This window comes from Streptomyces sp. NPDC111628 (assembly GCF_055635195.1).
The window spans coordinates 221,779-247,467 of the sequence record NZ_JBVKBZ010000006.1 but is presented as its reverse complement, the minus strand read 5'-3'; the positions used below and the strand labels follow the sequence as shown (position 1 = coordinate 247,467).

Below are 25,689 nucleotides of genomic sequence, written 5' to 3'. Positions count from 1 at the left end.
GGCGGGCTAGGGCAGTACCGCGAACCCGTCCAGTTCCACCAACGCCCGTTCGTCCCAGAGCCGTACGACCTCCACGACCGCCATCGCCGGGTAGTCGCGGCCCGCCAGTGCGCGCCAGGTGCGGCCGAGGTCCGCGGCGTGGGTGCGGTAGGCGGCGACGTCGGTGGCGTAGACGGTGACGCGGGCGAGGTCGGCGGGGGTGCCCCCGGCGGCGCGCAGGGCGGTGAGGAGGTTGGTGAGGGCCTGCTCGAACTGGGCGGGGAGGGTGTCGCCGGTGACCTTGCCGTCGGTGTCGAGGGCGGTCTGGCCGGCCAGGAACACGACGCGGCCGCCGGTGGCGACGACGGCGTGGGAGAAGCCGGTGGGCGGGGACAGTTGGGGTGGGTTCACCCGTTCGGCGGTCATGCTCCGGCCTCCTTGCTCGTGGCGTCGGTCGGGGACGGCTGGTGCGTCCGGTACAGCTCCTTGGCGACGATGCCGCGCTGGACCTCGCTGGCGCCCTCGTAGACGCGCGGGGCACGCACCTCGCGGTAGAGGTGTTCGAGGAGGTGGCCGCGGCGCAGGGCGCGGGCGCCGTGCAGCTGGACGGCGTGGTCGACGACGTACTGGGCGGTCTCGGTGGCGAGGAGTTTCGCCATCGCGGCGCGCTTCGGGACGTCCGGCGCGCCCGCGTCGTACGCCGTGGCCGCCGCGTACACCATCAGGCGGGCCGCCTCGGTGCGCAGCGCCATCTCGGCGACCTGGTGGGCGACGGTCTGGAGGTCGCGCAGCCTGCCGCCGAAGGCCTCGCGGGCGGTGGTGTGGGCGAGGGTCGCGTCCAGGGCGGCCTGCGCCATCCCGACGGCGAAGGCGCCGACGCTGGGGCGGAACAGGTTGAGGGTGTCCATGGCTACACGGAAACCGCGGTCGGGTTCGCCGAGCACGTCGTCCGCGGTGACGGGCACGCCGTCGAAGGCGAGGGCGCCGAGGGGGTGCGGCGAGAGCATGTCGAGCGGGGTGCCGGTGAGGCCGGGGCGGTCGGCGGGCACCAGGAAGGCGGTCACGCCGCGGGCCCCGGCGCCGGGGGTGGTGCGGGCGAACACCGTGTAGAAGTCGGCCTCGGGGGCGTTGGAGATCCAGCACTTGTCCCCGGTGAGCCGCCAGGCGGAGGCTCCCGCGCCGGGCCCGGTCTCCGGTTCCGCCCGCAGCGACAGTGCCGCCGCGTCGGAGCCCGCGTCGGGCTCGCTGAGGGCGAAGGCGGCGACCGCGGTGCCCTCGCTCACCCGGGGGAGCCAGCGGGCGCGCTGGGACTCGGTGCCGTGCGCGTGCACGGGGTGGGCGCCGAGGCCCTGGAGGGCGAGGGCGGTCTCGGCCTCCGTGCAGGCGTGGGCGAGGGACTCGCGCATCAGGCACAGGTCGAGCGCGCCCGAGGTGAACAGGCGGGGCAGCAGGCCGAGGGAGCCCAGCTCGGCGACCAGGGGACGGTTGACGCGGCCCGGCTCGCCCTTCTCCGCGAGCGGACGCAGCCGTTCGGCGGCGAGGGCGCGCAGCTCGTCGCACCAGGTGAGTTGTGCCGGTTCGAGCGAGAATGCGGTCATCGCCGGTCCCTTCCCCTGCTCCCCTGCCCGCCGGACGGGCCACCGGGTCACGATCGAGGTTATCGCGCCCCGTTGACTGTCGTCACCAACACGATACACTCGTTGCGCGAGCCCACCACGACAAAGGGGGCGAACCGCCATGGCCGATCCTCGCCGCGCGGACCCGCACCGCTCCGCCCACGTCGACACCTTCGCGCGCGACCACCTGCCGCCCCCCGAGCAGTGGCCGGAGCTGCTCTTCGACCTGCCGGAGCTGCGCTACCCGGAGCGGCTGAACTGCGCCGCCGAGCTGCTCACCGGGCCGCCCGACGACCGCCCGGTCTTCCGCACCGCGTCCGGGGACACCTGGACCTACGGGGGGCTGCGGGACCGCGTCGACCGGATCGCCCACGTGCTCACCGGCGACCTCGGTGTCGTCCCGGGCAACCGGGTGCTGCTGCGCGGCCCCACCGGCCCGTGGCTGGCCGCGTGCTGGCTGGCGGTGCTGAAGGCGGGCGCGGTGGCGGTCACCGTGCTGGCCCAGCAGCGCCCGCACGAGCTGCGCGCGATCTGCGAGATCGCCCGGGTGCGGCACGCGCTGTGCGACGTCCGGGCCGTCGACGACCTCGCCAAGGCGGAGATCGCCGGCCTGCGGATCACGGCGTACGGCGGGGACGCGCCGGACGACCTGCACAGCCGTACGACGTCGGACGCGGTGCCCTCGGCGCCCTACCGGGCCGTCGACACCGCCGCCGACGACGTGGCGCTGATCGCGTTCACCTCCGGCACCACCGGGCGGCCCAAGGGGTGCATGCACTTCCACCGCGATGTGCTGGCGATCGCGGACACCTTCTCCGCGCAGGTGCTCAAGCCGCGCTCCGACGACGTCTTCGCGGGCAGCCCGCCGCTCGGCTTCACCTTCGGGCTCGGCGGGCTCGTCGTCTTCCCGATGCGGGCCGGGGCGAGCGCCCTGCTGCTCGAACAGGCCGGCCCCAGGCAGCTGTTGCCGGCGGTCGCCGAGCACCGGGTGTCGGTGCTGTTCACCGCGCCGACGGCGTACCGCGCAATGCTCGACGAGCTGGACGGGTACGACGTGAGCAGCCTCAGGCGCTGCGTCTCGGCGGGCGAGAACCTGCCCGCGGCCACCTGGCGGGCCTGGCACGAGCGCACCGGACTGCGGATCATCAACGGCATCGGCGCCACCGAGCTGCTGCACATCTTCGTGTCCGCGGCGGACGACGACATCAGGCCCGGCACGACGGGCGTTCCGGTGCCGGGCTGGCAGGCGCGCGTGCAGGACGCGCACGGCGCGCCCGTGCCCGACGGGGAGCCCGGACTGCTGGCGGTGCGCGGTCCGGTGGGCTGCCGGTACCTCGCCGATCCGCGCCAGCGGGAGTACGTGCGCGGCGGCTGGAACGTCACCGGGGACACCTACGTCCGCGAGCCCGACGGGTACTTCCGGTACGTGGCACGCGCCGACGACATGATCATCTCCGCCGGGTACAACATCGCCGGGCCCGAGGTGGAGGACGCGTTGCTGCGCCACCCGGACGTGGTGGAGGCGGCGGTGGTGGGCCGTCCCGACCACCACCGGGGGCAGGTCGTGGTGGCGCACGCGGTGCTGCGGGAAGGGGCCGCGCGGGACGCGGACGCGCTGCGCGCGTTCCTGCGCTCGGAGCTGGCGCCGTACAAGTGCCCGCGCGAGATCCTCTTCCTGGACGCGCTGCCGCGCACGGCGACCGGCAAGCTTCAGCGCTACCGCCTCCTCGACCCGACCGGGCCGGGCGTGACGCCGACGACATAAGATGATCAATGTGTCCGACCAGCACGTACAGCCCGCTCCGAGGTCCCTCATCGTCACGCTCTACGGCGCGTACGGCCGCTGCGCGCCGGGCCCGGTGCCCGTCGCCGAGCTGATCCGGCTGCTGGCCGCGGTCGGGGTGGACGCGCCCTCCGTGCGTTCGTCGGTGTCCCGGCTGAAACGGCGCGGGCTGTTGCTGCCCGCCCGTACGGCCGAGGGTGCGGCGGGGTACGAACTCTCCGCCGAGGCCCGTCAGTTGCTCGACGACGGGGACCGGCGCGTCTACGCCACCGCGCCCCACGGGGACGAGGGCTGGGTGCTCGCTGTGTTCTCCGTGCCCGAGTCGGAGCGGCAGAAGCGGCACGTCCTGCGGTCACGCCTGGCCGGTCTCGGCTTCGGCACCGCGGCGCCCGGCGTGTGGATCGCCCCGGCCCGGCTGTACGCGGAGACCCGGCACGCCCTGGGCCGCCTCGGCCTGGACTCCTACGTGGACTTCTTCCGCGGTGAGCACCTGGGCTTCACGGCGACCGCCGAGGCGGTGGCCCGCTGGTGGGACCTGGCCGCGATCGCCAAGGAGCACGAGGCCTTCCTCGACCGCCACGCGCGCGTCCTGCACGACTGGGAGCGCCGGGCGGAGACGCCGCCCGAGGAGGCCTACCGCGACTACCTCCTCGCTCTGGACTCCTGGCGCCACCTGCCCTACGCGGACCCCGGGCTGCCCGCCCGTCTGCTGCCCGAGGACTGGCCCGGCACGCGCTCGGCGGCCGTCTTCCGGGCACTGCACGAGCGGCTGCGCGACGCGGGCGCGCACTACGCGGCCATGGGGCCGACGTCACCTCCCGAGCAGCGAGCACCCCACGCACTGTGAGTCGCGTCACATTCTGAGGGGATCAGCGAACCCTCAGCCTCCTCAGACCCTCTTCTCAGGTTTGTCCCCTAGCGTGCGGACGCATGAGTCTCGCACGCAACTTGAACCGGGCCCTCACCGCCACCACCGGCCTCCAGGTACGGAGAGCACCCCGGGCGGCGAACGGGAGTCCGAAGGAGAGGCAGGGCCGGGCGGCCCCGTACCGATGTCCGTCGGCCGGGGAACTGCCCACCGACCGGTTGCTGCGACGGCCCGTCTTCATCATCTCGTCCATCCGTTCCGGCTCCACTCTGCTGCGCATGATGATGGGTGCCCACCCGCGGCTGCACGCCCCGCACGAACTGCACGTCGGCAAGCTGGAGGTCGCCTGCACCAACTGGCACTCCGAGCGCGCGATGGGCGAACTCGGCCTGCGCCGCGGCGACCTGGAGCACCTGTTGTGGGACCGCGTCCTGCACCGTGAACTCACCAAGTCCGGCAAGGACTTCGTGGTCGAGAAGACACCGGCCAACGCCTACATGTACCAGCGCCTCAAGGACTGCTGGCCCGACGCTCGCTTCGTCTTCCTGCTGCGTCACCCCGAGTCGATCGCCCGCTCCTGGCACGAGAGCGACCCCGTCAAACGGCCGCACGACACGGCCGTCACGGACGTGCTGCGCTACATGACGGCCGTGGAGGAGGCCCGGTCGGCGGACGCCGAAGGCTTCACCGTGCGCTACGAGGACATCACCGGCGACCCCGAGCGCGAGATGCGCCGCCTGTGCGCGTACCTCGACGTCGACTACGCGCCGGCCATGCTCAACTACGGCGAGAAGAGCGGTGCGGAGCTGGTCAGGGGCCTGGGCGACTGGCGGGAGAACATCCGCACCGGCACCGTGCAGCCGGGACGCGCGCTGCCCGGTCGGGACGAGATCCCCGAACGGCTGCGCCCGATGTGCGCGGCCTGGGGTTACCCGTCCTGACGCGGGCCGTGCAGCGTGAGCCGCGGCTTGGGGGCGTCGGTGCGTCCGGTGCGCGGCGGGCGGCTGCCCGCCCGGTACGGCGCGGGCCAGCGGGCACCCGGTCCGTCGTAGCCCTGCTCGGCGGCGGCGTGCAGCGTCCAGTGCGGGTCGTAGAGGTGGGGCCGGGCGAGGGCGCACAGGTCGGTGCGCCCGGCCAGGATCAGCGAGTTGACGTCGTCCCAGGAGGAGATGGCGCCGACGGCGATCACCGGGACGCCCGCCTCGTGGCGGATGCGGTCCGCGTACGGCGTCTGGTACGACCGTCCGAACTCGGGCCGTTCACCGGCGACGACCTGGCCCGTGGACACGTCGAGGGCGTCGGCGCCGTGCGCGGCGAAGGCCCGGGCGATCTCCACCGCCTCCTCGTCGCTGGTGCCGCCCTCGGCCCAGTCGGTGGCGGAGATCCGTACGGTCATGGGCCGCTCGTCCGGCCACACCGCGCGTACGGCGTCGAAGACCTCCAGGGGGAAGCGCAGCCGGTTCTCCAGTGAGCCGCCGTAGGCGTCGGTGCGGTGGTTGGTGAGCGGGGAGAGGAAGCCGGAGAGCAGGTAGCCGTGGGCGCAGTGCAGTTCGAGCAGGTCGAATCCGGCCCCGGCGGCCCGTTCGGCGGCGGACCTGAACTGCTCCCGCACGTCCGTCAGTTGCGCCCGGGACAGCTCTCGCGGAGTCTGGCTGCCGGGCCGGTACGGCAGCGGGGAGGGGGCCACGAGGGGCCAGTTGCCATCGGGCAGTGGTTCGTCCATGCCCTCCCACATCAGCCGGGTCGAGCCCTTGCGGCCGCTGTGGCCCAGCTGTACGCCGATCGCGGTGCCGGGCGCGCCGTCGTGCACGAAGTCGGTGATCCGCCGCCATGCCTCGCCCTGCCGGCCGGTGTAGAGGCCCGCGCAGCCGGGGGTGATGCGGCCCTCGGCGCTGACGCACACCATCTCGGTCATCACCAGGGCGGCACCGCCGAGGGCCCGGGCGCCGAGGTGGACCAGGTGGAAGTCGCCGGGGATGCCGTCGGTGGCCGAGTACATGTCCATCGGGGAGACGACGACGCGGTTGCGCAGGGTCAGGCCGCGCAGCCGGAACGGGGTGAACATCGGGGGCGTGTCCGGCGGGCAGCCGAACTCGCGCTCCACCTCGCCGGTGAAGTCGGCGTCACGCAGCCGCAGGTTCTCGTGGGTGACCCGGCGGCTGCGGGTGAGCAGGTTGAAGGCGAACTGGCGCGGCGGCTGGCCGAGATAGCGGTCCAGGTCCTCGAACCACTCCAGGCTGGCCTTGGCCGCCCGCTGCGTGGAGGCGACAACGGGGCGCCGCTCCTCCTCGTACGCGGTCAGCGCCTCCTGGAGGGTGGGCCGCTCCTCCAGGCAGGCGGCGAGCGCGAGGGCGTCCTCGACGGCGAGCTTGGTGCCGGAGCCGATGGAGAAGTGGGCGGTGTGGGCGGCGTCGCCGAGCAGGACGACGTTGCCGTGCGACCAGCGTGCGTTGACGACCGTGCGGAAGGTGGTCCAGGCCGACTTGTTGGAACGCAGGGGGCGGCCGCCGAGCGCGTCGGCGAAGATCTTGGCGCAGCGGGCGGTGGACTCGGTCTCGTCCAGTTCGTCGAAGCCGGCCGCCCGCCAGACCTCCTCGCGCATCTCGACGATGACGGTGGAGGCGTCGGGTGCATAGGGGTAGCCGTGCAGTTGCATGACGCCGTGCTCGGTCTCGGCGATCTCGAAGCGGAAGGCGTCGAAGGCGAAGTCGGCGGCGAGCCAGATGTAGCGGCAGCGGTGGGGGGTGAGCTGCGGCCGGAAGACCTCTCGGTACGCCGCACGGGTGGCGCTGTGCACGCCGTCGGCGGCGACGACGAGGTCGTGGGTGCGCGCGAGGCGGTCCGGGGGCGGTGCCTCGGTGCGGAAGCGGAGCTCCACGCCGAGGTCGCGGCAGCGCTCGTGCAGGATCTCCAGGAGGCGGCGGCGTCCCAGGGCGGCGAAGCGGTGTCCTCCGGAGGTGTGGCGGGTGCCTCGGTGGACGATGTCGATGTCGTCCCAGCGGACGAAGTGGGCCTTGAGGGCCTCGTAGACGGTCGGGTCGGCGTGTTCGATGCCGCCGAGGGTTTCGTCGGAGAGGACTACGCCGAAGCCGAAGGTGTCGTCGGGGGCGCCTCGTTCGTAGACGGTGACCTGGCGGTCGGGGGCGAGGCGTTTGAGGAGGGCGGCGGTGTAGAGGCCGCCGGGGCCGCCACCGACGATCGCGGCGCGTAGGGGGTGGCCTGTCTTCGCGGGCGGCTGCGGGTTCGTTGTGGTTGCTCGCGCCCCGCGGCGGAGCCGCTGATCCACACCGCCCCGCGCCCCTAGGTCGGCTGTGCTTCCCCGCGTTGACAACATCTCCCCTACCTCCCTTGCCACTTCGGGGGGCGCTTCTCCGTGAAGGCGGCGTGGAACTCGGCGTAGTCCTCGCCGGTCATCAAAAGGGCCTGGGTCGACGCGTCGAGTTCGACCGCTGCCGCCAGCGGCATGTCCAGCTCGGCGGTGAGCAGGGCCTTGGTCTGGGCGTGGGCCAGGGCCGGGCCGTCGGCGAGGCGCCGGGCCAGGGTGTGGGCGGCCTCGTCGGCGCGGCCCTCTTCGGTCAGCTCGCTGATCAGGCCGATCCGCTCGGCCTCGGGTGCGCGGACCGGGTCGCCGAGCATCAGCAGCCGGGTGGCGTGGCCGAGGCCGACGACGCGGGGCAGCAGGTAGGCGGCGCCCATGTCGCCGCCGGAGAGGCCGACGCGGGTGAAGAGGAAGGCGAAGCGGGCGGACGGGTCGGCGACGCGGAAGTCGGCGGCCAGGGCGAGGACCGCGCCCGCCCCCGCGGCGACCCCGTGCAGCGCGGCGATCACCGGGAACGGGCACTCCCGTACCGCCCGCACCACCTGGCCGGTCATCCGGTTGAAGTCGAGCAGCCGGGCGGTGTCCATGGACAGGGTGGCGCCGATGATCTCGTCCACGTCGCCGCCGGAGCAGAAGCCGCGCCCCGCTCCGGCCAGCACCAGCGCCCGCACCGACCGCTGACGGGACAGCTCGGCGAGCAGGTCGCGCAGGTCGGCGTAGGCCTCGAAGGTGAGGGCGTTGAGCTTGTCCGGGCGGGCGAGGGTGACCGTCGCGACGCCGTCGGCCACCTCGACGCGCAGGTGCCGCCAGTCGGGGGTGGGGGCGGCGGAGCCGGTGAAGGGACTCATGACACTCGAAGTTATCACCCTTCTGTGACTGTCGTCACGGGTGCGCGATATGCGGCCCGTGTCGAGGGCCGAAGGTCCCGGAAGGTGCCCGTCGAACGGCTCTGCCGGGCGGCGCCGTACCATTCATAAGGTTGAAAGCAGGACAGGACTCCCCTGCTCCACGAAACGGACCTGCCGTGCACGATCACTTCCCCGCACCCGCCTCCTGGCGCATCGCACTGCCGCACTCCGCCGCGGCGGTGCCGGTGGCGCGTGCCCTGGTGCGCAACGCCCTGGCCGAGCTGGAGCACACGGCCGACGGGGACACCGCGGAGCTGCTCACGGCGGAGCTGGTCGCCAACGCGGTGGAGCACACCCCGGTCGGCCCGACCTCGATCGAGCTGGTGGTGGAGCTGATGCCGACCGGCTGCCAGGTGGAGGTCCACGACCCCGACCCGTCGCCGCCGGCCGACCTCACCCGGCCGGACGTGGAGCCGCCCGACCCGTGGCGCGAGGACGGGCGCGGTCTGCTCCTGATCCGCGCCCTCAGCTCGTCCTGCGGTCACCGGCCCACCCGGTCGGGCAAGGCGGTCTGGTTCAGGCTTCCTGCGGTACCCGCTCCGCGTCGTCCGCACTGACGGCGGTCCTGGCCAGGCGGGAGTGCCGGCGCCCGTAGGCCGTGTAGACCAGCAGTCCCACCGCGAGGAACACCGCGAACTGGAGCCAGGTGGCACCGCCCGTCTCGTACATCAGGTACAGACAGAAGCCGATCCCTAGCAGCGGCGTCGCCGGGTAGAGCGGCACGCGGAAGGTGCGGGCGAGGCCCGGTTCGCGGCGGCGCAGGGTGATCACCGAGACGTTGACGGCGGCCATGGTGGCGAGGGTGCCGATGGTGCACAGGTTGACCACCGCGTCGAGCGGGGCGAAGGCCGCCGGGAGGGCGAAGACCACGCCGACGATCAGGGTGCCGGCGACGGGGGTCGCGGTGCGCGGGGAGACCTTCTCGAAGACCCGGGGGATCAGTCCGTCCCGGGACATCGACATCAGGATGCGGGTCTGGCCGTACATCACGGCGAGCACCACGGAGGCGATGGCGACGACCGCGCCGAAGGCGACCACGCCGCCGCCGACCGCGGAGCCGGTGACCCGGTCGACGACGTAGGAGAGCGCGGCGGGCCGGTCGCCGACCTGGTCGCCGCCGACGGCGCCGATCGCGGCGACGGCGACCGCGCAGTACAGCAGGGTGACCAGGCCGATGCAGACCAGGATCGCGACGGGGATGTCCCGGCGCGGGTTCTTGGCCTCCTCGCCGGCCGTGGTGATCGCGTCGAAGCCGATGTAGGAGAAGAAGGCGGCGGTGGTGCCGGCGCCGATACCGCCGAGGCCGGCCGGGGAGAAGGGGGTGAGGTTGCCGTCCTGGAAGGCGTAGAAGCCGACGGCGCAGAAGGCGAGCAGCACGGCCAGCTTGAGGACGGCCATGGCGGCCGTGGCGCGGGCGCTCTCCCGCACGCCGCGCACCAGCAGCACGCAGGCCAGGGCGATGACGATCACCGCGGGCAGGTTGACGGCGCCGCCTTCGCCGGGGCCCGCGGAGAGCACCTGCGGCAGCCGGAGCCCGAGGACGCTGTCGAGCAGTTCGTTGACGTACTGGCTCCAGCCGACCGCGACCGCCGAGACGGAGACGCCGTACTCCAGGAGCAGGCACCAGCCGACGAGGAAGGCGGTCCGCTCGCCGAGCCCGGCGTAGGCGAAGGAGTACGAGGAGCCGGAGACCGGGATCGCGCCGCCCAGCTCGGCGAAGGCGAACGCGGTGAACACGCAGGTGATCGCAGCGAGGATGAAGGAGACGACGACGGCAGGGCCGGCCTCGGCGACGGAGTCGGACAGGCCGACGAAGATGCCGGTGCCGACGATCGCGCCGACGCCGAAGCAGACGAGCTGGAACAGCCCCATCGTGCGCTTCAGGCCGTGGCCTTCGCGGTCCGCGCCGGATTCGGCGACGAGGAAGTGGGGGGACTTGACGCGGGAAGCGGGCATTGCGGGTGGTGCTCGTTTCTGGTGGTGCGGGGGGCGCGACGGTGGTCGCGGCCGACGGCACCGGAAGGGGTGGCTCCGGAGCCGCCGGTCAGCATAGGGCCTGGTGGGGGCAGGCCGCGTGGAAGCGTCAGGCGAGGGTGGCGACGAGTACGGCCTTGATGGTGTGCAGCCGGTTCTCCGCCTCGTCGAAGACGACCGAGTGCTCCGACTCGAAGACCTCGTCCGTGACCTCCAGGGAGTCGAGCCCGTAGGTCTCGAAGATCTCCTGGCCCACCTTGGTGCCCAGGTCGTGGAAGGCGGGCAGGCAGTGCAGGAACTTGACGTCCGGGTTGCCGGTGGCGCGCAGCACGTCCATGGTCACGGCGTAGGGCGCGAGGGCCTTGATCCGCTCCGCCCAGACCTCCTTGGGCTCGCCCATGGAGACCCAGACGTCGGTGACGACGAACCCGGCACCGCGCACGCCCTCGGCCACGTCCTCGGTGAGGGTGATGCGCGCCCCGCTGGCCCCGGCGAGCCGGTGCGCCCGGTCGACGACCCCCTGGGCGGGCCAGTAGGCCTTCGGGGCGACGATGCGCACGTCCATGCCGAGCAGGGCGCCGGTGACCAGGTAGGAGTTGCCCATGTTGAAGCGGGCGTCGCCGAGGTAGGCGAAGCCGGTCTCCCGCAGCGGGCGGTCGCTGTGCTCGGTCATGGTGAGCACGTCGGCGAGCATCTGGGTGGGGTGCCAGTCGTCGGTCAGGCCGTTGTAGACGGGGACGCCCGCGAAGGCCGCCAGCTCCTCGACCTTGGTCTGGCTGTCGCCGCGGTACTCGATACCGTCGAACATGCGCCCGAGGACGCGGGCGGTGTCCTTCACGGACTCCTTGTGGCCGATCTGCGACCCGGCCGGGTCGAGGTAGGTCGTGGACGCGCCCTGATCGGCGGCGGCGACCTCGAACGCGCAGCGGGTGCGCGTCGAGGTCTTCTCGAAGATCAGCGCGATGTTCCTGCCCTGGAGGTACCGCGTCTCCGTCCCGGCCCGCTTCGCGGCCTTCAGTTCCGCGGCCAGCTCGATCAGGCCGCGGAACTCCTCCTCGGTGAAATCCAGCTCCTTGAGGAAGTGGCGGCCGGCGAGGGCGGTCGGGACTGTCGCCATGGGGGCGCTCCAGAGGTGCAGGTCGGGGACTGACTCCTGGAAGTCTATACGAACTTCTGAATTTCTATACAGGGGCTTATACGGACCCTCGCTCCACCGGGCAGCTCATGCAGCGCGGCCCGCCCCTGCCCCGGCCCAGCTCGCTGCCGGGGATCTCGATCACCTCGATGCCCTGTTTGCGCAGGTGGGTGTTGGTGGTGGCGTTGCGTTCGTAGGCGACGACGACGCCCGGCTCGACGGCCAGGACGTTGCAGCCGTCGTCCCACTGCTCGCGCTCGGCCGCGTGCACGTCCTGGGTGGCGGTGAGGACCCGGATCTCGCCGAGGCCGAGGGCGGCGGCCATCGCGCGGTGCATGTGCTCCGGCGGGTGGTCGGTGACCTTCAGGTCCTTCTCCCCGGCGCCCGGCTCGATGGTGTAGGAGCGGAGCATGCCGAGCCCGGCGTACTGGGTGAAGGTGTCGCCGTCGACCATCGTCATCACCGTGTCCAGGTGCATGAAGGCGCGCCGCTTCGGCATGTCCAGGGCCACGATGGTCCGGGCGGACCCGGCGGCGAACAGCTTGTGGGCGAGCATCTCGACGGCCTGGGGCGTGGTGCGCTCGCTCATGCCGATGAGCACGGCGCCGTTGCCCATGACGAGGACGTCGCCGCCCTCGATGGTGGAGGGGTAGTCGGCCTGCCCCTCGGACCACAGGTGGAAGGTCTCGTCGCGGAACAGCGGGTGGTGGCGGTAGATCGCCTCGAAGTGGACCGTCTCGCGCTGCCGGGCGGGCCAGCGCATGGCGTTGATGGAGACCCCGTCGTAGATCCAGGCCGAGGTGTCCCGGGTGAAGAGGTGGTTGGGCAGCGGGCCGAGCAGGAAGTCGTCCAGCTCCATGGCGTGGAAGCGCACGGAGGTCGGCTCCGGGTGCGCGTCCAGGAACTCCCGCTTGGTCATGCCGCCGACCAGCCACTCGGCCAGCTCGTGGGCGGGCAGGGTCTCGAAGGCGGCCCGGAGGTGGTCCGTGGCCAGTACTCCGTACTCCTTCTCGTCGAAGACCCGGTCCAGGACGAGCCGCCGCGCGGCCGGGACGTCCAGGGTCTCGGTGAGCAGGTCGCCGAAGAGGTGCACCGCCACCCCGCGGTCGCGGAGCACGTCGGCGAACCCGTCGTGCTCGGCGCGCGCCCGGCGCACCCACAGCACGTCGTCGAAGAGAAGGGCGTCCTTGTTGCTGGGGGTGAGCCTTTTGAGCTCGAGATCCGGCCGGTGCAGGATGACGCGGGTGAGCCGCCCGGCTTCGGAGTCGACTTGGAATCCCATGTCTCCATCCTGACCACTCCGGCGCCCGTTCACCCCCTGCTTTCGCGTGCCCGTGACCACAGTGCGCCCTCCGGGTGCCCCTGTGCGACGGCGGGGCACCGCGGCGCCGCCGCGTAAAGCGTGGCGACGGCCGGAGCGCCCGGCCGCACGTCAGGGGGAGGCCCGTTGAGTTCCGACACGCTGAGTTCTGGCACGTTGAGTTCCGATGCCTTGAGTTCCGATGCCTTGAGTTCCGATGCCTTGATCACCCACTTCGTGGGTGCCTCGGCGCTGATCCTGGTGGCCGCCCACAGCGGTGGGTGGCTGGCCCGGCGCCTGGGGCAGCCGTACATCGTGGGCCAGTTGGCGACGGGGATCGCCCTCGGCCCCTCGCTGCTCGGCAGCACGGCCCCGGACGCGTACGCGGCCCTGTTCCCGGCGGCGATCGGTCCGGCGCTGACCGGGCTCGCGCAGTTCTCGCTGGTGGTGTTCCTGTTCGCGGTGGGCTACGAGCTGGACCTGAAGGTGCTCGGTGTCCGGGCGCGCAGCTCGGTAAACGTGGCGCTGGCCTCGTTCGCCGTGCCGATGGCCGTGGGCAGCGGCTGCGCCCTGCTGTTCGGGGACGCCCTGCACGACCTGGGCATGCCCAGGGACCTCTCCCCCGGCATGGTGGTCTTCGCGGGGGTCGCCCTGGCGACGACGGCGGTACCGGTACTGACGGCCATCGTGCGCGAGAACGGGCTGTCCCGCACGGTCCCCGGGGTGGTGGCCGTCTCGGCCGCCGGGGTGCTGGACGCGATCTGCTGGACGGTGCTGGCGGGCGCGCTGCTGAACGCGGGGGGTGCCGACGGCGCCGGAGGGGGGCTGGACTGGCCGTGGCGGGTGCTGCTCACGGTCGGCTACGTCGCCCTGATGGCGTGCGCGGCCCGTCCGCTGCTGCGCCTGCTGCTGTGGCGGACCCGGCTGGAGCCCTCGCTCCGGATGGCGCTGCTCATCGGCTTCGCGCTCGGCTCGGCGTGGGTCACGCACGCGCTGGGACTGCATGTGATCTTCGGTGCGCTGCTCGCCGGCGTGGTCGTCCCGCGTGCGGAGGGCGGCACGCTCGATCCCGACCTGCTGCGGCCGCTGCTGTCCGTGGCCTCGCTGCTGCTGCCGTTCTTCTTCGTGCTGTCGGGCCAGTCCGTGGCGCTGAACAGCATGACGGGCACGGGCTGGGCCGCCCTGGCGGTGGTGACGATGCTCGCGGTCGTGACGAAGATCGGCAGCGGGGCGGCGGCGGCCGGTCTGGGCGGCCTCGACCGGCACGACGCGTGGACGGTCGGCATCCTGCTCAACACCCGGGGGCTGACCGAGCTGATCGCCCTCAACGCGGGCCTGGACGCGGGCCTGCTGAGTGCCCCGCTCTACACGGTCCTCGTCTTCATGGCCCTGGCCACGACGCTCCTGACCCAGCCCCTCCTGCTGCTGAACGCGCGCTTCGCCACGCGCGAGCGCCGGCCGGAGTCGGCCCGGTCCACGGCGGTGAAGCCGTACGCCGGGTGACTCCGGCCGGCGCACGCCCCACCGCCGGGGGCCGGATCACAGCCGCGGGTCCACCGGCTCCGACTCCAGGGCCAGCACCCCGAACACCGCCTCGTGCACGCGCCACAGCGGCTCCCCGTCCGCGAGCCGGTCCAGGGCCTCCAGGCCGAGGGCGTACTCGCGGATCGCCAGCGACCGCTTGTGGTTCAGGAACCGGTGCCTGAGCCGGGCGAGGTTGTCGGGGCGGGTGTACTCGGGGCCGTAGATGATCCGCAGGTACTCGCGGCCGCGGCACTTGATGCCGGGCTGCACCAGGCGGCCCTTCTCGTCCCTCACGAGGGCGCCGACCGGCTTGACCACCATGCCCTCGCCGCCGCGGCCGGTCATCTCCAGCCACCAGTCGACGCCCGCCGCCACCGACTCGGGGTCGCCGGTGTCGACGTACAGGCGCCGGGTGGTCTGGAGCAGGCCGCTGCCGTCGTGCTCGACGATCCGGTCGAGGAGGGCGAGCTGCTCGTCGTGCGGCAGCGCGGCCAGGCTGCGGCCCTGGACGGCCAGGATCTGGAACGGGGCCAGGCGAACGCCGTCCAGGCCCTCGGTGGGCCAGCAGTAGCGGCGGTAGGCGTCGGTGAAGGCGGCCGCGTCGGCGGACCGGGCCCGCTGACGGTCGAGGAGGTCCTTCACCGCGACGCCGCGCGCCGCGGTGCCCTCGAGTGCCGCCAGCACGCCCGGGAACACCGCGCCCGAGGCGGCGCCCACGGCGGCGTACTGGGAGCGCAGCAGCCCGGAGGCCTTGAGCGACCAGGGCATCAGCTCGGTGTCGAGGAGCAGCCAGTCGGTGGCCAGTTCGTCCCACAGGCCGGCCTCGCCGATCGCGGTGCGCAGCCGGTCGAGGATCTCCTCGGTGAGCGACGCGTCGTCGAGGAAGGGGCGGCCGGTGCGGGTGTAGAGGGAGCCCGTGGGGCCGTCCACACCGAAGCGGGTGCGGGCCGCCTCCGCGTCGCGGCAGACCAGGACCACCGCCCGCGAGCCCATGTGCTTCTCCTTGCACACGACCCGCTCGACGCCGTCCGCCGCGTACTGCGCGAAGGCCTCCTTGGGGTGCTCCAGGTAGCCGTCCACACCCGAGGTCGCGGTCGGCGCCATGGTCGGCGGGAGGTACGGCAGCAGGCGGGGGTCGGTGGCGAAGCGGCTCATGACCTCCAGGGCGGCCGCGCCGTTCTCCTCGCGCACGGTGATCCGCCCGGCGTGCCGGGTCTCCACCACGCGGCGGCCCTGGACGTCGGCCAGGTCCAGCGGGCGGCCGTCGTGCCCGCCGGGTGCCTCGGTGCGCAGCGGCTTGGCCGGCTCGTACCAGACCCGCTCGGCCGGTACGTCGACGATCTCCCGCTCCGGCCAGCGCAGCGCGGTGAGCTTGCCGCCGAAGACGGCGCCGGTGTCCAGGCAGATGGTGTTGTTCAGCCAGGTGGCCTCCGGCACCGGGGTGTGGCCGTAGACGACGGCCGCGCGGCCCCGGTAGTCCTCGGCCCACGGATAGCGCACGGGCAGGCCGAACTCGTCGGTCTCGCCGGTGGTGTCGCCGTACAGGGCGTGGCTGCGGACCCGGCCGGAGGTGCGGCCGTGGTACTTCTCGGGCAGACCGGCGTGGCAGACCACCAGCCTGCCGCCGTCGAGGACGTAGTGGCTGACCAGGCCGTCGATGAACTCCCGTACCTCGGCACGGAACTCCTCGCTCTCGCCGTCCATCTGCTCGACCGTCTCGGCGAGTCCGTGGGTGTGCTGGACCTTGCGGCCCTTCAGGAAGCGGCCGTACTTGTTCTCGTGGTTGCCGGGGACGCACAGGGCGTGGCCCGACTTGACCATGGACATCACGCGGCGCAGCACGCCGGGGCTGTCCGGACCGCGGTCGACGAGGTCGCCGACGAAGACGGCGGTGCGGCCCTCGGGGTGGACGCCGTCGGTGTAGCCGAGCTTGCCGAGCAGGGCCTCCAGCTCGGTGGCGCAGCCGTGGACGTCGCCGACGATGTCGAAGGGGCCGGTGAGGTGGGCGAGGTCGTTGAAGCGCTTCTCGGTGACCACGGTGGCGTGCTCGGCCTCCGCGGTACCGCGCAGCACGTGCACCTTGCGGAAGCCCTCGCGCTCCAGGTGGCGCAGGGAGCGGCGGAGTTCGCGGGTGTGGCGCTGGATGACCCGGCGGGGCATGTCGGCGCGGTCGGTGCGGGTGGCGTTGCGCTCGGCGCACACCTGCTCGGGCACGTCGAGGACGATGGCGATGGGCAGCACGTCGTGCTTCCTGGCCAGCTCGATCAGCTGACGCCGGGCGTCCTGCTGCACGTTGGTGGCGTCGACGACGGTGCGGCGGCCGGCGGCGAGCCGCTTGCCCGCGATGTAGTGCAGGACGTCGAAGGCGTCGCGGCTGGCGCTCTGGTCGTTCTCGTCGTCGGCGACCAGGCCCCGGCAGAAGTCGGAGGAGATGACCTCGGTCGGCTGGAAGTGGCGCCGCGCGAAGGTGGACTTGCCGGAGCCGGAGGCGCCGATCAGCACGACGAGGGAGAGGTCGGTGACGGGCAGGGCGCGGGCCCGTACGGAGGTGTCTTCGGTGGTGCTCATGCGGCCTTCGCCTCCTTCCCGGTGACGGTAGCGGTAGCGGTCAGGGTGAACAGGGCCAGCTGGGTGGGCGGGCCCACCTCGGGGTCGTCGGGTCCGACGGGGCGGAACTCCACGTCGTAGCCGTGCCGTTCGCCGACCGCGACGGCCCAGGTGCGGAACTCCTCGCGGGTCCACTCGAAACGGTGGTCGCGGTGGCGGACGTGACCGGCCGGGAGGGTCTCCCAGCGCACGTTGTACTCGACGTTGGGGGTGGTGACGACGACGGTGCGGGGGCGGGCGGAGCCGAAGACGGCGTACTCCAGGGCGGGCAGCCTCGGCAGGTCGAGGTGCTCGATCACCTCGCTGAGCACGGCGGCGTCGTAGCCCTTGAGCCGCTTGTCGGTGTAGGCGAGGGAGCCCTGGAAGAGCCGGACGCGCGCCGCCTGCCGCTCGCCCATGCGGTCCAGCTTGAGCCGCCGGGAGGCGATGGTGAGGGCGCGCACCGACACGTCCACGCCGACGATCTCGGTGAACCGCGGCTCCTTGAGCAGCTCGCGCACCAGGTGCCCCTCGCCGCAGCCCAGGTCGAGGACGCGGGCGGCGGCGCGGGCGCGCAGCGCGGTGAGGATCGCCTCGCGGCGGTGCACGGCGAGCGGGGTCGGCTTCGGCTCCTGCTCGGCCTCCGCCTCGACCGCGTTGTCGATCTCCTCGACCTCGCTGTCGTCGGTCTCGGCAAGCCGGATCAGCTCCAGCCGGTCCATCGCCTCGCGGGTCAGGGACCAGCGGCGGGAGAGGTACCGGCTGGTGATCAGCTTCACTTCGGGGTGGTAGTACAGCCAGGCACCGCCGGCCCGCATCAGCTTGTCGACCTCGTCCGGGGCGACCCAGTAGTGCTTGGCGTCGTCGAGCACCGGGAGGAGGACGTACAGGTGGCGCAGGGCGTTCGAGAGGGTGAGGGTCCCGGCCTCCAGCACGAGGCGGACGTAGCGCGAGTCGCCCCACTCGGGGAACTCGGTGTCCAGCGGGACGGACTCGACGTCGACCGCCCAGCCGAGCGGCTCGAACAGGCGGCGTACGAGGTCGGGGCCACCGCGGGCGGGCAGGGCCGGGATCTCGACGCGCAGCGGCAGCGGCTCTGCGGCGCGCTCGGGGCGGGCCTTGCACACGCCGCGCATCGCGCTGGAGAAGACGTTGCTCAGCGCGACGGCGAGGAGCGACGAGGCCGCGTACGGGCGGTCGTTGACGTACTGGGCGAGGGCCGCGTCGGGGGCGCCGCCGCGGCCCTTGCCCTTGCCGCGCCTGACCAGCGCCACCGCGTCGACCTCCAGCAGCAGCGCCGCCGTGCAGCGCTGTTCCTCCGCCTCCGGGTAGAGCACGTGGGCCGTGCCGAAGGAGGTGGAGAACGCCTGCGCCTTCTCGGGATGCTTGTGCAGCAGGAAACCGAGGTCGGTCGCGGGGTGTTCGGGGGTGCCTGTGGTGGTGAGGGTCAGGAACATGGGCCTCTCCGGCCGGGTCGACGGTGCAAGGGATCAAGGGTGGCGCCGTACGTGCGGGAGCCCCCGGGGCGGTACCCCGAGGGCTCCGGCAGGACGACGGTCACACGATCGCACAGGGCGGGTGACCGGCGCCTTCGGTTATTCGGCCGTGCGGCAGGGACGGTTCAGGAGAGCTGCGACTGGACCTGGGAGGAGATCAGCTCCAGGTGGTCCAGGTCGTCGAGGTCGAGGATCTGGAGGTAGATGCGCTGGGCGCCGGCCTCGGCGTACCGGCCGATCTTCTCGACGACCTCGGCCGGGGAGCCCGCGAGGCCGTTGGCCTTCAGCTCCTCCACCTCGCGGCCGATGACGGCGGCGCGCCGGGCGACCTCGGCGTCGTCCTTGCCGACGCAGGCGACGAGGGCGTTGGAGTAGGTGAGCGCGTCCGCGCCGCGGCCGGCCGCCTCGGCGGCGGCGCGTACCCGGCCGAACTGGCGCTCGGTGTCCTCGATCGAGGCGAACGGCATGTTGAACTCGTCGGCGTACTGACCGGCCAGCCGCGGGGTGCGGGTGGCGCCGTGGCCGCCGATGAGCACGGGCACCCTGGCCTGCGCGGGCTTGGGCAGCGCGGGCGAGTCGGTGAGGTCGTAGAACTTTCCGTGGAAGTCGAAGGTCTTGCCGGTCTCGGTGGCCCACAGACCGGTGACGATGGCCAGCTGCTCCTCCAGGCGGCCGATCTTCTCCTTCGGGAAGGGGATGCCGTACGCCTTGTGCTCCTCCTCGAACCAGCCTGCGCCCAGGCCCAGCTCGACGCGGCCGCCCGACATCTGGTCGACCTGGGCGACCTGGATGGCGAGGACGCCGGGCAGGCGGAAGGTGCCGGCGGTCATGAGGGTGCCGAGGCGGATGCGCTTCGTCTCCCGGGCGAGTCCGGCGAGGGTGATCCAGGCGTCGGTGGGGCCGGGGAGTCCGTCCACGGCGCCCATGCGGAGATAGTGGTCGCTGCGGAAGAAGGCGTCGAAGCCGAGGTCCTCGGTGGCCTTGGCCACGGTGAGCAAGGTGTCGTAGGTGGCCCCCTGCTGGGGCTCGGTGAAGATACGGAGATCCATGTCTTCCATCCTGCCTGCTCGGCGCGGGGGTACGGCACAGGCTCCACGTCGCGGCGCGCGAGGCGCGGGGCCCTAGCCCGCCTCGCGCTCGGGTAAGTGCGCGTCGCGGTCCGCCAGTTTGCGGAGCATCTCCAGGACCCGGTCGCGCGACTCGTCGGCTGCGTCGATGGCCTCCATGCACTGCCAGTACGTCGCCTCGTCGTCGGCGGCGCAGGCGACGCCCACGAGGGCGATGCCGGTCTCGCCGAGCAGGGTGCCCAGGCGCATCAGGGCCTGCCGGGCGTCACCCAGTTCGGTGAGCTGGGCGGCGCGCAGCTCGCCCGGGGCCAGCTCCGGGGTGTGCAGCACTCCGCAGCCTCGGCCCGCCAGCTCGGTCAACCCGATGGCCTCGCCGCGCAGTTCGGGTGGTCCGTGGACCGCCAGCCGGCTGCCGATCGCCTGGGCCAGGGCCTGCACCTGCCACACCTCAGTCAGGACCTCCGGCACCTCGCCGCCGGCGGCCAGGGCACGCCCACTGGTCACGATGAGCCGCACAGCGTCCATGCGCTGCCCCCGTCTGTCCGACGCGCTCGCGGCGCGTCCGCCCGAACTCCGTTGTTCACTACCCAGAGTGAAGGCGTGTGGGACGAAAAGCCAGAGGAAGGCGGAAATCTTCGGACACCATCGCGATTTCTGGCCGGAATCTGACTGCGGAGAGTGATAGCGGAGTGGTTGACTCCCCCGGGTTCAGTCTTCCGGTGCGCCCGCCACCGGGAACCGGGACTCGTTGCGCTCGATCTTCGCCTCCAGCGCGGCCAGCGGGTCGACTCCGAGCACCTCGCAGAACTGGAGGAGGTAGGCCAGAACGTCGGCCACCTCGTCCCGGACCCGGTGGGCGGTGTCCGGGTCGGTCATGACCCGGGCCGACTGCTCGGGTGTCAACCACTGGAAGATCTCCAGGAGTTCGGAGGCCTCCACGCTCAGCGCGGCGGCCAGGTTCTTGGGGGTGTGGTACGGCTGCCAGTCGCGCGCGGCGGCGAACTCGGCCAGCCTGCGCCGCAGTGCCGCGAGGTCACGGGGATGATCGGTCACGGGTTCAGGTGTACCACTGTGACACCGCCCGCTCCGGCCGCCCCTGCCTGCCCCGCCTCCCCCACCGCCTCGACCGCCCACGACGCGTCGGCGACCGCTCCGACCAGGCGGATGTGCCCCCGGTCGCACATCCGCGCGGCCAGCCGGAGCAGTTCGGCGCGCTGGCGCACGTCGAGGCCGCGGTCGAAGCCGTCGGCGAGGACGGTGAGCGTCTGCAGCGCGGCGGGCACCTCGCCGGCCGGGTCGACCTCCAGCACACCGGGGCCGGTGAACAGCACCAGGGCGAGGGCGAGGTAGCGCAGCTCGCCGTAGCCGAGGCGGCCGAGGCCGGTACGGACGCCGTCGCCCCGGTCGAGGAGCGCGCGGACCACCCCGCCGAGGGCCGGTTCGGCCAGGACGTCCTCGACCGGGCCCGCGCATCCGGCCCGTACCGCCGCGACGAACTGCGCGTGCCGCCGGCCGCACTCGGCGCGGGTGCGCCACAGCACGTCGGCGAGGTTGTCGCAGCCGCCGAGCAGGCGCCCCGAGCCGGTGGGTACGGGCTCCCGCATCCGGCCCGGCCGCGGATCGCAGGCGAAGACGGAGCGCAGCGCGACCACCATCTGTTCGGCCGCCGCGAGCACCCTGCGCTGCCCGTCCGTCTTGCCGGCCACCCGCAACGGCAGCAGCGGGGTGCCGAGCCGGTCGTCGGGCAGCGGGGCGCGGGTCACGGGCGCCGACCCGGCCGTGTGCCAGGCCGCCTGCACGGCACGGCGGCCGGGGTCGCGCAGGGCCGTCTCGAGCAGCACGACGCCGTCCGCCGTCAGCCGCTCCCCCACGATGCGCAGTTCGGGCTCGGCCTGCACGGCGACGTCCAGGTGCACCGGCCCCTCGGCCCCGTCGGCCGTGCAGCCGATGCGAAAGCCCCGGCGGTGCTGCGCGTCGGGCCGGGCCCGCTCGGGCACACAGGCGCCCGGGTCCGGGAACACCGCGCCGAGTTCCGCGCCGCCGCCGAGCCGGGCCAGGGCGTCGTACGCCCTGAGCGCACTGGTCTTGCCGCTGCCGCTGGGCCCGGCGAGCACGGTGAGCGGCCCGAGCCGCAGCACGGCGCGCCGGTGCCCGGCGAAGGCGGACAACCGCAGCTGGGTGACGCGGGGACGGTCGGGGATCGGCGCGCCGGACGCCGGTAACGCGGAAGGCGCGGGTGACGCGGGGGACGCAGGTGACGCTGCCATATGCGGACCGTAGGACTCCGCCGGACGGCGAACCGTTTTGCCCGGACGGCTTTCCTACGATCGGGGGACCGGACGGTCAGGACCGGAGCGGACCGTCACACTCCCGGCACCCCCGCCGCACTCTCCATCAGCCCGTTCACCTCGGTGCCCGCCGGGGTCAGCAGGAAGACGTTGCGGTCCACCCGGTGCATCCCGCTGGCCAGGCCGAAGACGACGCCGGTACTGAAGTCCAGGACCCGCTTGGCGACCTCGCCCTCGGCGCTGGTCAGGTCCAGGAGCACCGGGATCCCCGCCATCAGGATCTCGGCGACCTCGCGGGCGTCCGCGAACACGTTGACCCTCAGGACGACGAACCGGCGGCGCCGCTCCGTCTCCGCCTCCGGCATCGCCCGGTGGCCGACCGCGGACGGCCAGGCGTCGCGCCCGCGCAGCGGAACTACCTGGGCGAGCCCTTCCCACTGTTCATCGGTGACGTCGTGGCTGTTCACCGGCTCCCCCGATTTCATTCGCCTTCATTGCCTGCACCAGCCAATTCTTACGCCAAGTCACCCGTTCGGCCCAACAGCGACACGGTTGGCGACGCTCCGTGTCCGGTGATTGTCCGGGGAGGGGCGGGGTACTCAGCGACGGCCACATCCGGCCCTCCCGGGCCGCCGACCAACTTACGGAGAGTCCATGGGTGCGCTGGACCTGCCCGAGCCCGTCACGCGCGAGGGGGCAGCGCCGAGGGTCGACACCGCCGCACTCCGGGACGCCCTGCGCGAGCGGGTGGACGGTGAGGTCCGCTTCGACGCCGGGAGCCGGGCCGCCTACTCCACGGACGCGTCGAACTTCCGGCAGACCCCGCTCGGCGTGGTCGTCCCGCGTACCCCGGAGGCCGGGGTGGAGGCGGTGGCCGTGGCCCGGGAGTTCGGCGCACCCGTGCTCTCGCGCGGTGGCGGGACCAGCCTGGCCGGGCAGTGCACCAACGCGGGCGTGGTCCTCGACTGGTCGAAGTACTGCACCCGGGTGGAGTCGGTGGACCCCGGCGCCCGCACCTGCGTCGTCCAGCCCGGGATCGTGCTCGACGACCTGAACCGGCAACTCGCGCCGCACGGCCTGCGCTACGGGCCCGAGCCCGCCACCCACGCGAACTGCACCATCGGCGGCATGATCGGCAACAACTCCTGCGGTGCCACCGCGCAGGCGCACGGCAAGGTCGTGGACAACATCAGCCGCCTGGAGGTGCTGCTGTACGACGGCACCCGCTTCTGGTGCGGGGAGACGGACGACGAGGAGTACGCCGAGATCGAGCGGCAGGGCGATCTGCGGGCGACCGTCTACCGGCGGCTGCGGGCGCTGCGCGACACCTACGGGGACGAGATCCGCCGCCGGTTCCCGGACGTCCCGCGCCGGGTCTCCGGCTACAACCTGGACTCCCTGCTCCCGGAGTTCGGCTTCGACGTGGCAGGACTGCTGGTGGGCAGCGAGTCGACGCTGGTCACGGTGGTGCGGGCGGAGCTGGAACTGGTGCCGGTGGTGAAGGAACGCTCCCTGCTCGTGCTCGGGTTCGACAGCATCGACAAGGCCGCCGACGCGGTGCCCGGCATCCTGCCGCACGAGCCGATCGCCCTGGAGGGCGTCGACGCCCGGCTGGTGCGCGACGAGCGGATCAAGCACCTGAACCCCGAGGCGCTGGCCGAGATGCCCGAGGGCAACGCCTACCTGATGGTGCAGTTCGGCGGGGACACCGTCGAGGAGGCCGACGCGCGGGCGCACCGGATGCTGGAGGCGGTGCACCGCTCCGAACGCGACGCCGACTGCGCGTTCCTGGACGACCCGTCGCACGAGGAGGACCTGTGGCAGGTCCGCGAGGCCGGGCTCGGCGCCACCGCGCACATCCCGGGCAGGCCCGACACCTTCGAGGGCTGGGAGGACTCGGCGGTCTCCCCCGAGAAGCTGGGCGACTACCTGCGACGACTGCGCGGCCTGTTCGAGGAGTTCGGGTACCTGAGCGACACGGGTCCGAGCCTGTACGGCCACTTCGGGCAGGGCTGCGTGCACACCCGGATCCCGTTCGACCTGTACACCGCGGACGGGGTGGCGACGTACCGGAGGTTCATGGAGCGGGCCGCCGATCTCGTCGTCGAGTTCGGCGGCTCGCTGTCCGGCGAGCACGGGGACGGGCAGAGCCGGGGCGAGCTGCTGGGGCGGATGTTCGGGGACCGGCTCGTGGAGGCGTTCGGGCGGCTGAAGGCCGTGTTCGACCCGCTGGACCGGATGAACCCGGGGAAGGTCGTCGCGCCGTACGGGCTGGACGACAACCTGCGGCTCGGCGGTGACTGGGCCCCGTTCGAGCCCCGTGACCTGCACTTCCGCTTTCCGCACGACGGGGGTTCGTTCTCCCAGGCGGCCAATCGCTGCGTCGGGGTCGGAAAGTGCCGGCAGCACACCAGCGACGGCACGGTGATGTGCCCGTCGTACCAGGTGACCCGCGAGGAGGAGCACTCGACGCGGGGCCGGGCCCGGCTGCTGTTCGAGATGCTCGACGGGCACGGGGACGGCGCGATCCGGGACGGCTGGCGTTCGGAGGCGGTGAAGGACGCCCTCGATCTGTGCCTGGCCTGCAAGGGGTGCAAGAAGGACTGTCCGGCGGACGTGGACATGGCCACGTACAAGGCGGAGTTCCTGTCCCACCACTACGCCGGTCGGCCGTGGCGCAGGCCGCGTTCGGACTGGTCGATGGGCTGGCTGCCGGCGCTCGCGCAGGTGGTGGGCCGCGCCCGGCTCGCGCCGGTGGTCAACGCGCTCACGCACGCGCCGCTGCTGTCGAAGGCCGCGGTGCTGGTGGCCGGAGTGGCCGACCGGGAGGTGCCGCTGTTCGCGGAGCGGACCTTCGAGCAGTGGTTCGCGGACCACGAGCCCGAGGGTGACGGCCGCCGCGGGTCCGTGCTGCTGTGGCCGGACACCTTCACCAACCACTTCCACCCGCACATCGGCCGGGCGGCGGTACGGGTCCTCGAACAGGCCGGCTGGCGGGTGGAGTTGCCGCACGAGCCGCTGTGCTGCGGGCTGACCTGGATCTCCACCGGGCAGCTCGGCACGGCCGAGAAGGTCCTCACCCGGACCGTGCGCGCCCTGGCCGGGCATGTCCGGGCGGGCGGCCTGGTCGTGGCACTGGAGCCGAGCTGCACGGCCGTGTTCCGGGCCGACGCGGCCGAGCTGTTCCCCGGCGACCAGGACGTGCTGCGGCTGGCCGAGCAGACGGTGACCCTCTCGGAGCTGCTCACCGGGCACTCCCCGGGTTACGAGCCGCCGAAGGTCCCCGACCGGTCCGCGCGGGCGCTGGCCCAGGTGCACTGCCACCAGCACGCGGTACTGGGCTGGGAGGCCGACCAGGAGCTGCTGCGCCGGGCCGGGGTGGACGCGGAACGGCTGGACTCCGGCTGCTGCGGGCTGGCCGGCAACTTCGGCTTCGAGCGCGGTCACCTGGACGTCAGCGAGGCGTGCGCGGAACGGGTGCTGCTGCCGCGGCTGCGGGAGGAGGACGAGTCGGCCGTCGTCCTCGCCGACGGGTTCAGCTGCCGCACCCAGATCCACGAGTTCGACAGCGGCGGCCACGAGGGCGTCCATCTGGCGGAACTGCTGGCCTCGGCCCTGCCGCCCGGCCCCGCGACCGGCCCGGGGACCCCGGGCAGCGCGTACGGGACCGCCCCGGGCGCCCGGCCGGCCGCTCCCGGTCCGCGGGCCCGGGCCCTGGCCCTCGCGGCCGCGGCGGCGGCCGCCGTGGGCACCGCGGCGGCGGCGACGGCGCTGGCCCGGAGCCTGCGCCGCCACTGAGCCCGGATCCGACGGACGGTCACCACCGCGGGTGCGGGGTGACCGTCC

General features: G+C 73.0%; 20 protein-coding genes. 6 read left to right on the top strand and 14 right to left on the bottom strand.

Annotated features, from left to right (window positions below; translation table 11 throughout):
- Nucleotides 1-6 precede the first annotated feature (6 nt).
- Both ACZ7MF_RS30575 and ACZ7MF_RS30570 read right to left on the bottom strand, forming a co-directional pair.
- On the bottom strand, nucleotides 7-405 hold the full coding sequence (locus ACZ7MF_RS30575) for a RidA family protein (RefSeq protein ID WP_471481510.1): 399 nt from the start codon (nucleotides 403-405) through the stop codon (nucleotides 7-9).
- Nucleotides 402-1,577, bottom strand: coding sequence for an acyl-CoA dehydrogenase family protein (locus tag ACZ7MF_RS30570; RefSeq protein ID WP_471481509.1), 1,176 nt, complete (start codon nucleotides 1,575-1,577; stop codon nucleotides 402-404). The genes ACZ7MF_RS30575 and ACZ7MF_RS30570 overlap by 4 nt, the downstream gene beginning before the upstream one ends.
- 76 nt (nucleotides 1,578-1,653) lie before the next feature.
- Between ACZ7MF_RS30570 and ambL the strand changes: the two genes are divergently transcribed.
- The 3 genes from ambL (at nucleotide 1,654) to ACZ7MF_RS30555 (ending at nucleotide 5,187) form a co-directional block, all read left to right on the top strand.
- Complete coding sequence (ambL, locus tag ACZ7MF_RS30565; protein ID WP_471481855.1) at nucleotides 1,654-3,360, top strand: aminobenozate:CoA ligase AmbL; 1,707 nt, start codon at nucleotides 1,654-1,656, stop codon at nucleotides 3,358-3,360.
- 1 nt (nucleotide 3,361) lies between these two features.
- Entirely contained in the window at nucleotides 3,362-4,225 is an 864-nt protein-coding gene (locus ACZ7MF_RS30560) for a PaaX family transcriptional regulator (RefSeq protein WP_471481508.1), read from the top strand.
- Nucleotides 4,226-4,308: 83 nt separating this feature from the next.
- On the top strand, nucleotides 4,309-5,187 hold the full coding sequence (locus tag ACZ7MF_RS30555) for a sulfotransferase family protein (RefSeq protein ID WP_471481507.1): 879 nt from the start codon (nucleotides 4,309-4,311) through the stop codon (nucleotides 5,185-5,187).
- Here ACZ7MF_RS30555 and ACZ7MF_RS30550 read toward each other — a convergent pair.
- On the bottom strand, nucleotides 5,175-7,580 hold the full coding sequence (locus ACZ7MF_RS30550; protein WP_471481506.1) for a bifunctional salicylyl-CoA 5-hydroxylase/oxidoreductase: 2,406 nt from the start codon (nucleotides 7,578-7,580) through the stop codon (nucleotides 5,175-5,177). The genes ACZ7MF_RS30555 and ACZ7MF_RS30550 overlap by 13 nt on opposite strands.
- A gap of 5 nt (nucleotides 7,581-7,585) precedes the next feature.
- Nucleotides 7,586-8,413 (bottom strand): enoyl-CoA hydratase family protein, encoded by an 828-nt coding sequence (locus ACZ7MF_RS30545; protein ID WP_471481505.1) that lies wholly within the window; start codon nucleotides 8,411-8,413, stop codon nucleotides 7,586-7,588.
- Between the two features lie 176 nt (nucleotides 8,414-8,589).
- On the opposite strand from ACZ7MF_RS30545, the gene ACZ7MF_RS30540 reads away from it, so the two are divergent.
- Nucleotides 8,590-9,030: an ATP-binding protein gene (locus ACZ7MF_RS30540; RefSeq protein ID WP_471481504.1), complete on the top strand. Its 441-nt coding sequence runs from the start codon at nucleotides 8,590-8,592 to the stop codon at nucleotides 9,028-9,030.
- Here ACZ7MF_RS30540 and ACZ7MF_RS30535 read toward each other — a convergent pair.
- From ACZ7MF_RS30535 to ACZ7MF_RS30525, 3 genes are all read right to left on the bottom strand, one after another.
- Entirely contained in the window at nucleotides 8,990-10,429 is a 1,440-nt protein-coding gene (locus tag ACZ7MF_RS30535) for an amino acid permease (RefSeq protein WP_471481503.1), read from the bottom strand. The genes ACZ7MF_RS30540 and ACZ7MF_RS30535 overlap by 41 nt on opposite strands.
- A 127-nt stretch (nucleotides 10,430-10,556) precedes the next feature.
- On the bottom strand, nucleotides 10,557-11,564 hold the full coding sequence (argF, locus tag ACZ7MF_RS30530) for an ornithine carbamoyltransferase (RefSeq protein WP_471481502.1): 1,008 nt from the start codon (nucleotides 11,562-11,564) through the stop codon (nucleotides 10,557-10,559).
- 76 nt (nucleotides 11,565-11,640) lie between these two features.
- Nucleotides 11,641-12,864: an arginine deiminase gene (locus ACZ7MF_RS30525; RefSeq protein WP_471481501.1), complete on the bottom strand. Its 1,224-nt coding sequence runs from the start codon at nucleotides 12,862-12,864 to the stop codon at nucleotides 11,641-11,643.
- A 225-nt stretch (nucleotides 12,865-13,089) separates the two neighbouring features.
- Between ACZ7MF_RS30525 and ACZ7MF_RS30520 the strand changes: the two genes are divergently transcribed.
- Entirely contained in the window at nucleotides 13,090-14,385 is a 1,296-nt protein-coding gene (locus ACZ7MF_RS30520) for a cation:proton antiporter (RefSeq protein ID WP_471481500.1), read from the top strand.
- Nucleotides 14,386-14,421: 36 nt separating this feature from the next.
- Here ACZ7MF_RS30520 and ACZ7MF_RS30515 read toward each other — a convergent pair whose 3' ends face one another.
- The 7 genes from ACZ7MF_RS30515 to ACZ7MF_RS30485 form a co-directional block, all read right to left on the bottom strand.
- The gene (locus ACZ7MF_RS30515; protein ID WP_471481499.1) at nucleotides 14,422-16,974 is read right to left on the bottom strand and encodes a polynucleotide kinase-phosphatase; all 2,553 of its coding nucleotides are present in this window, start codon (nucleotides 16,972-16,974) and stop codon (nucleotides 14,422-14,424) included.
- Nucleotides 16,971-18,449 (bottom strand): 3' terminal RNA ribose 2'-O-methyltransferase Hen1, encoded by a 1,479-nt coding sequence (locus tag ACZ7MF_RS30510; RefSeq protein WP_471481498.1) that lies wholly within the window; start codon nucleotides 18,447-18,449, stop codon nucleotides 16,971-16,973. The genes ACZ7MF_RS30515 and ACZ7MF_RS30510 overlap by 4 nt, the downstream gene beginning before the upstream one ends.
- A gap of 164 nt (nucleotides 18,450-18,613) precedes the next feature.
- A complete protein-coding gene (locus ACZ7MF_RS30505) occupies nucleotides 18,614-19,537 on the bottom strand; it encodes an LLM class F420-dependent oxidoreductase (RefSeq protein ID WP_471481497.1) in 924 nt (307 codons plus the stop codon).
- Between the two features lie 72 nt (nucleotides 19,538-19,609).
- Complete coding sequence (locus ACZ7MF_RS30500; protein ID WP_011030573.1) at nucleotides 19,610-20,080, bottom strand: DUF6099 family protein; 471 nt, start codon at nucleotides 20,078-20,080, stop codon at nucleotides 19,610-19,612.
- A 183-nt stretch (nucleotides 20,081-20,263) separates the two neighbouring features.
- Complete coding sequence (locus tag ACZ7MF_RS30495; protein WP_059298140.1) at nucleotides 20,264-20,608, bottom strand: nucleotide pyrophosphohydrolase; 345 nt, start codon at nucleotides 20,606-20,608, stop codon at nucleotides 20,264-20,266.
- Entirely contained in the window at nucleotides 20,605-21,822 is a 1,218-nt protein-coding gene (locus tag ACZ7MF_RS30490; RefSeq protein WP_471481496.1) for an AAA family ATPase, read from the bottom strand. The genes ACZ7MF_RS30495 and ACZ7MF_RS30490 overlap by 4 nt, the downstream gene beginning before the upstream one ends.
- A 95-nt stretch (nucleotides 21,823-21,917) precedes the next feature.
- Nucleotides 21,918-22,328 (bottom strand): cell division protein SepF, encoded by a 411-nt coding sequence (locus ACZ7MF_RS30485; RefSeq protein ID WP_356857243.1) that lies wholly within the window; start codon nucleotides 22,326-22,328, stop codon nucleotides 21,918-21,920.
- Between the two features lie 169 nt (nucleotides 22,329-22,497).
- Here ACZ7MF_RS30485 and ACZ7MF_RS30480 point away from each other — a divergent pair, with 169 nt between their 5' ends.
- The gene (locus ACZ7MF_RS30480) at nucleotides 22,498-25,641 is read left to right on the top strand and encodes an FAD-binding and (Fe-S)-binding domain-containing protein (protein WP_471481495.1); all 3,144 of its coding nucleotides are present in this window, start codon (nucleotides 22,498-22,500) and stop codon (nucleotides 25,639-25,641) included.
- Nucleotides 25,642-25,689: the final 48 nt, after the last annotated feature.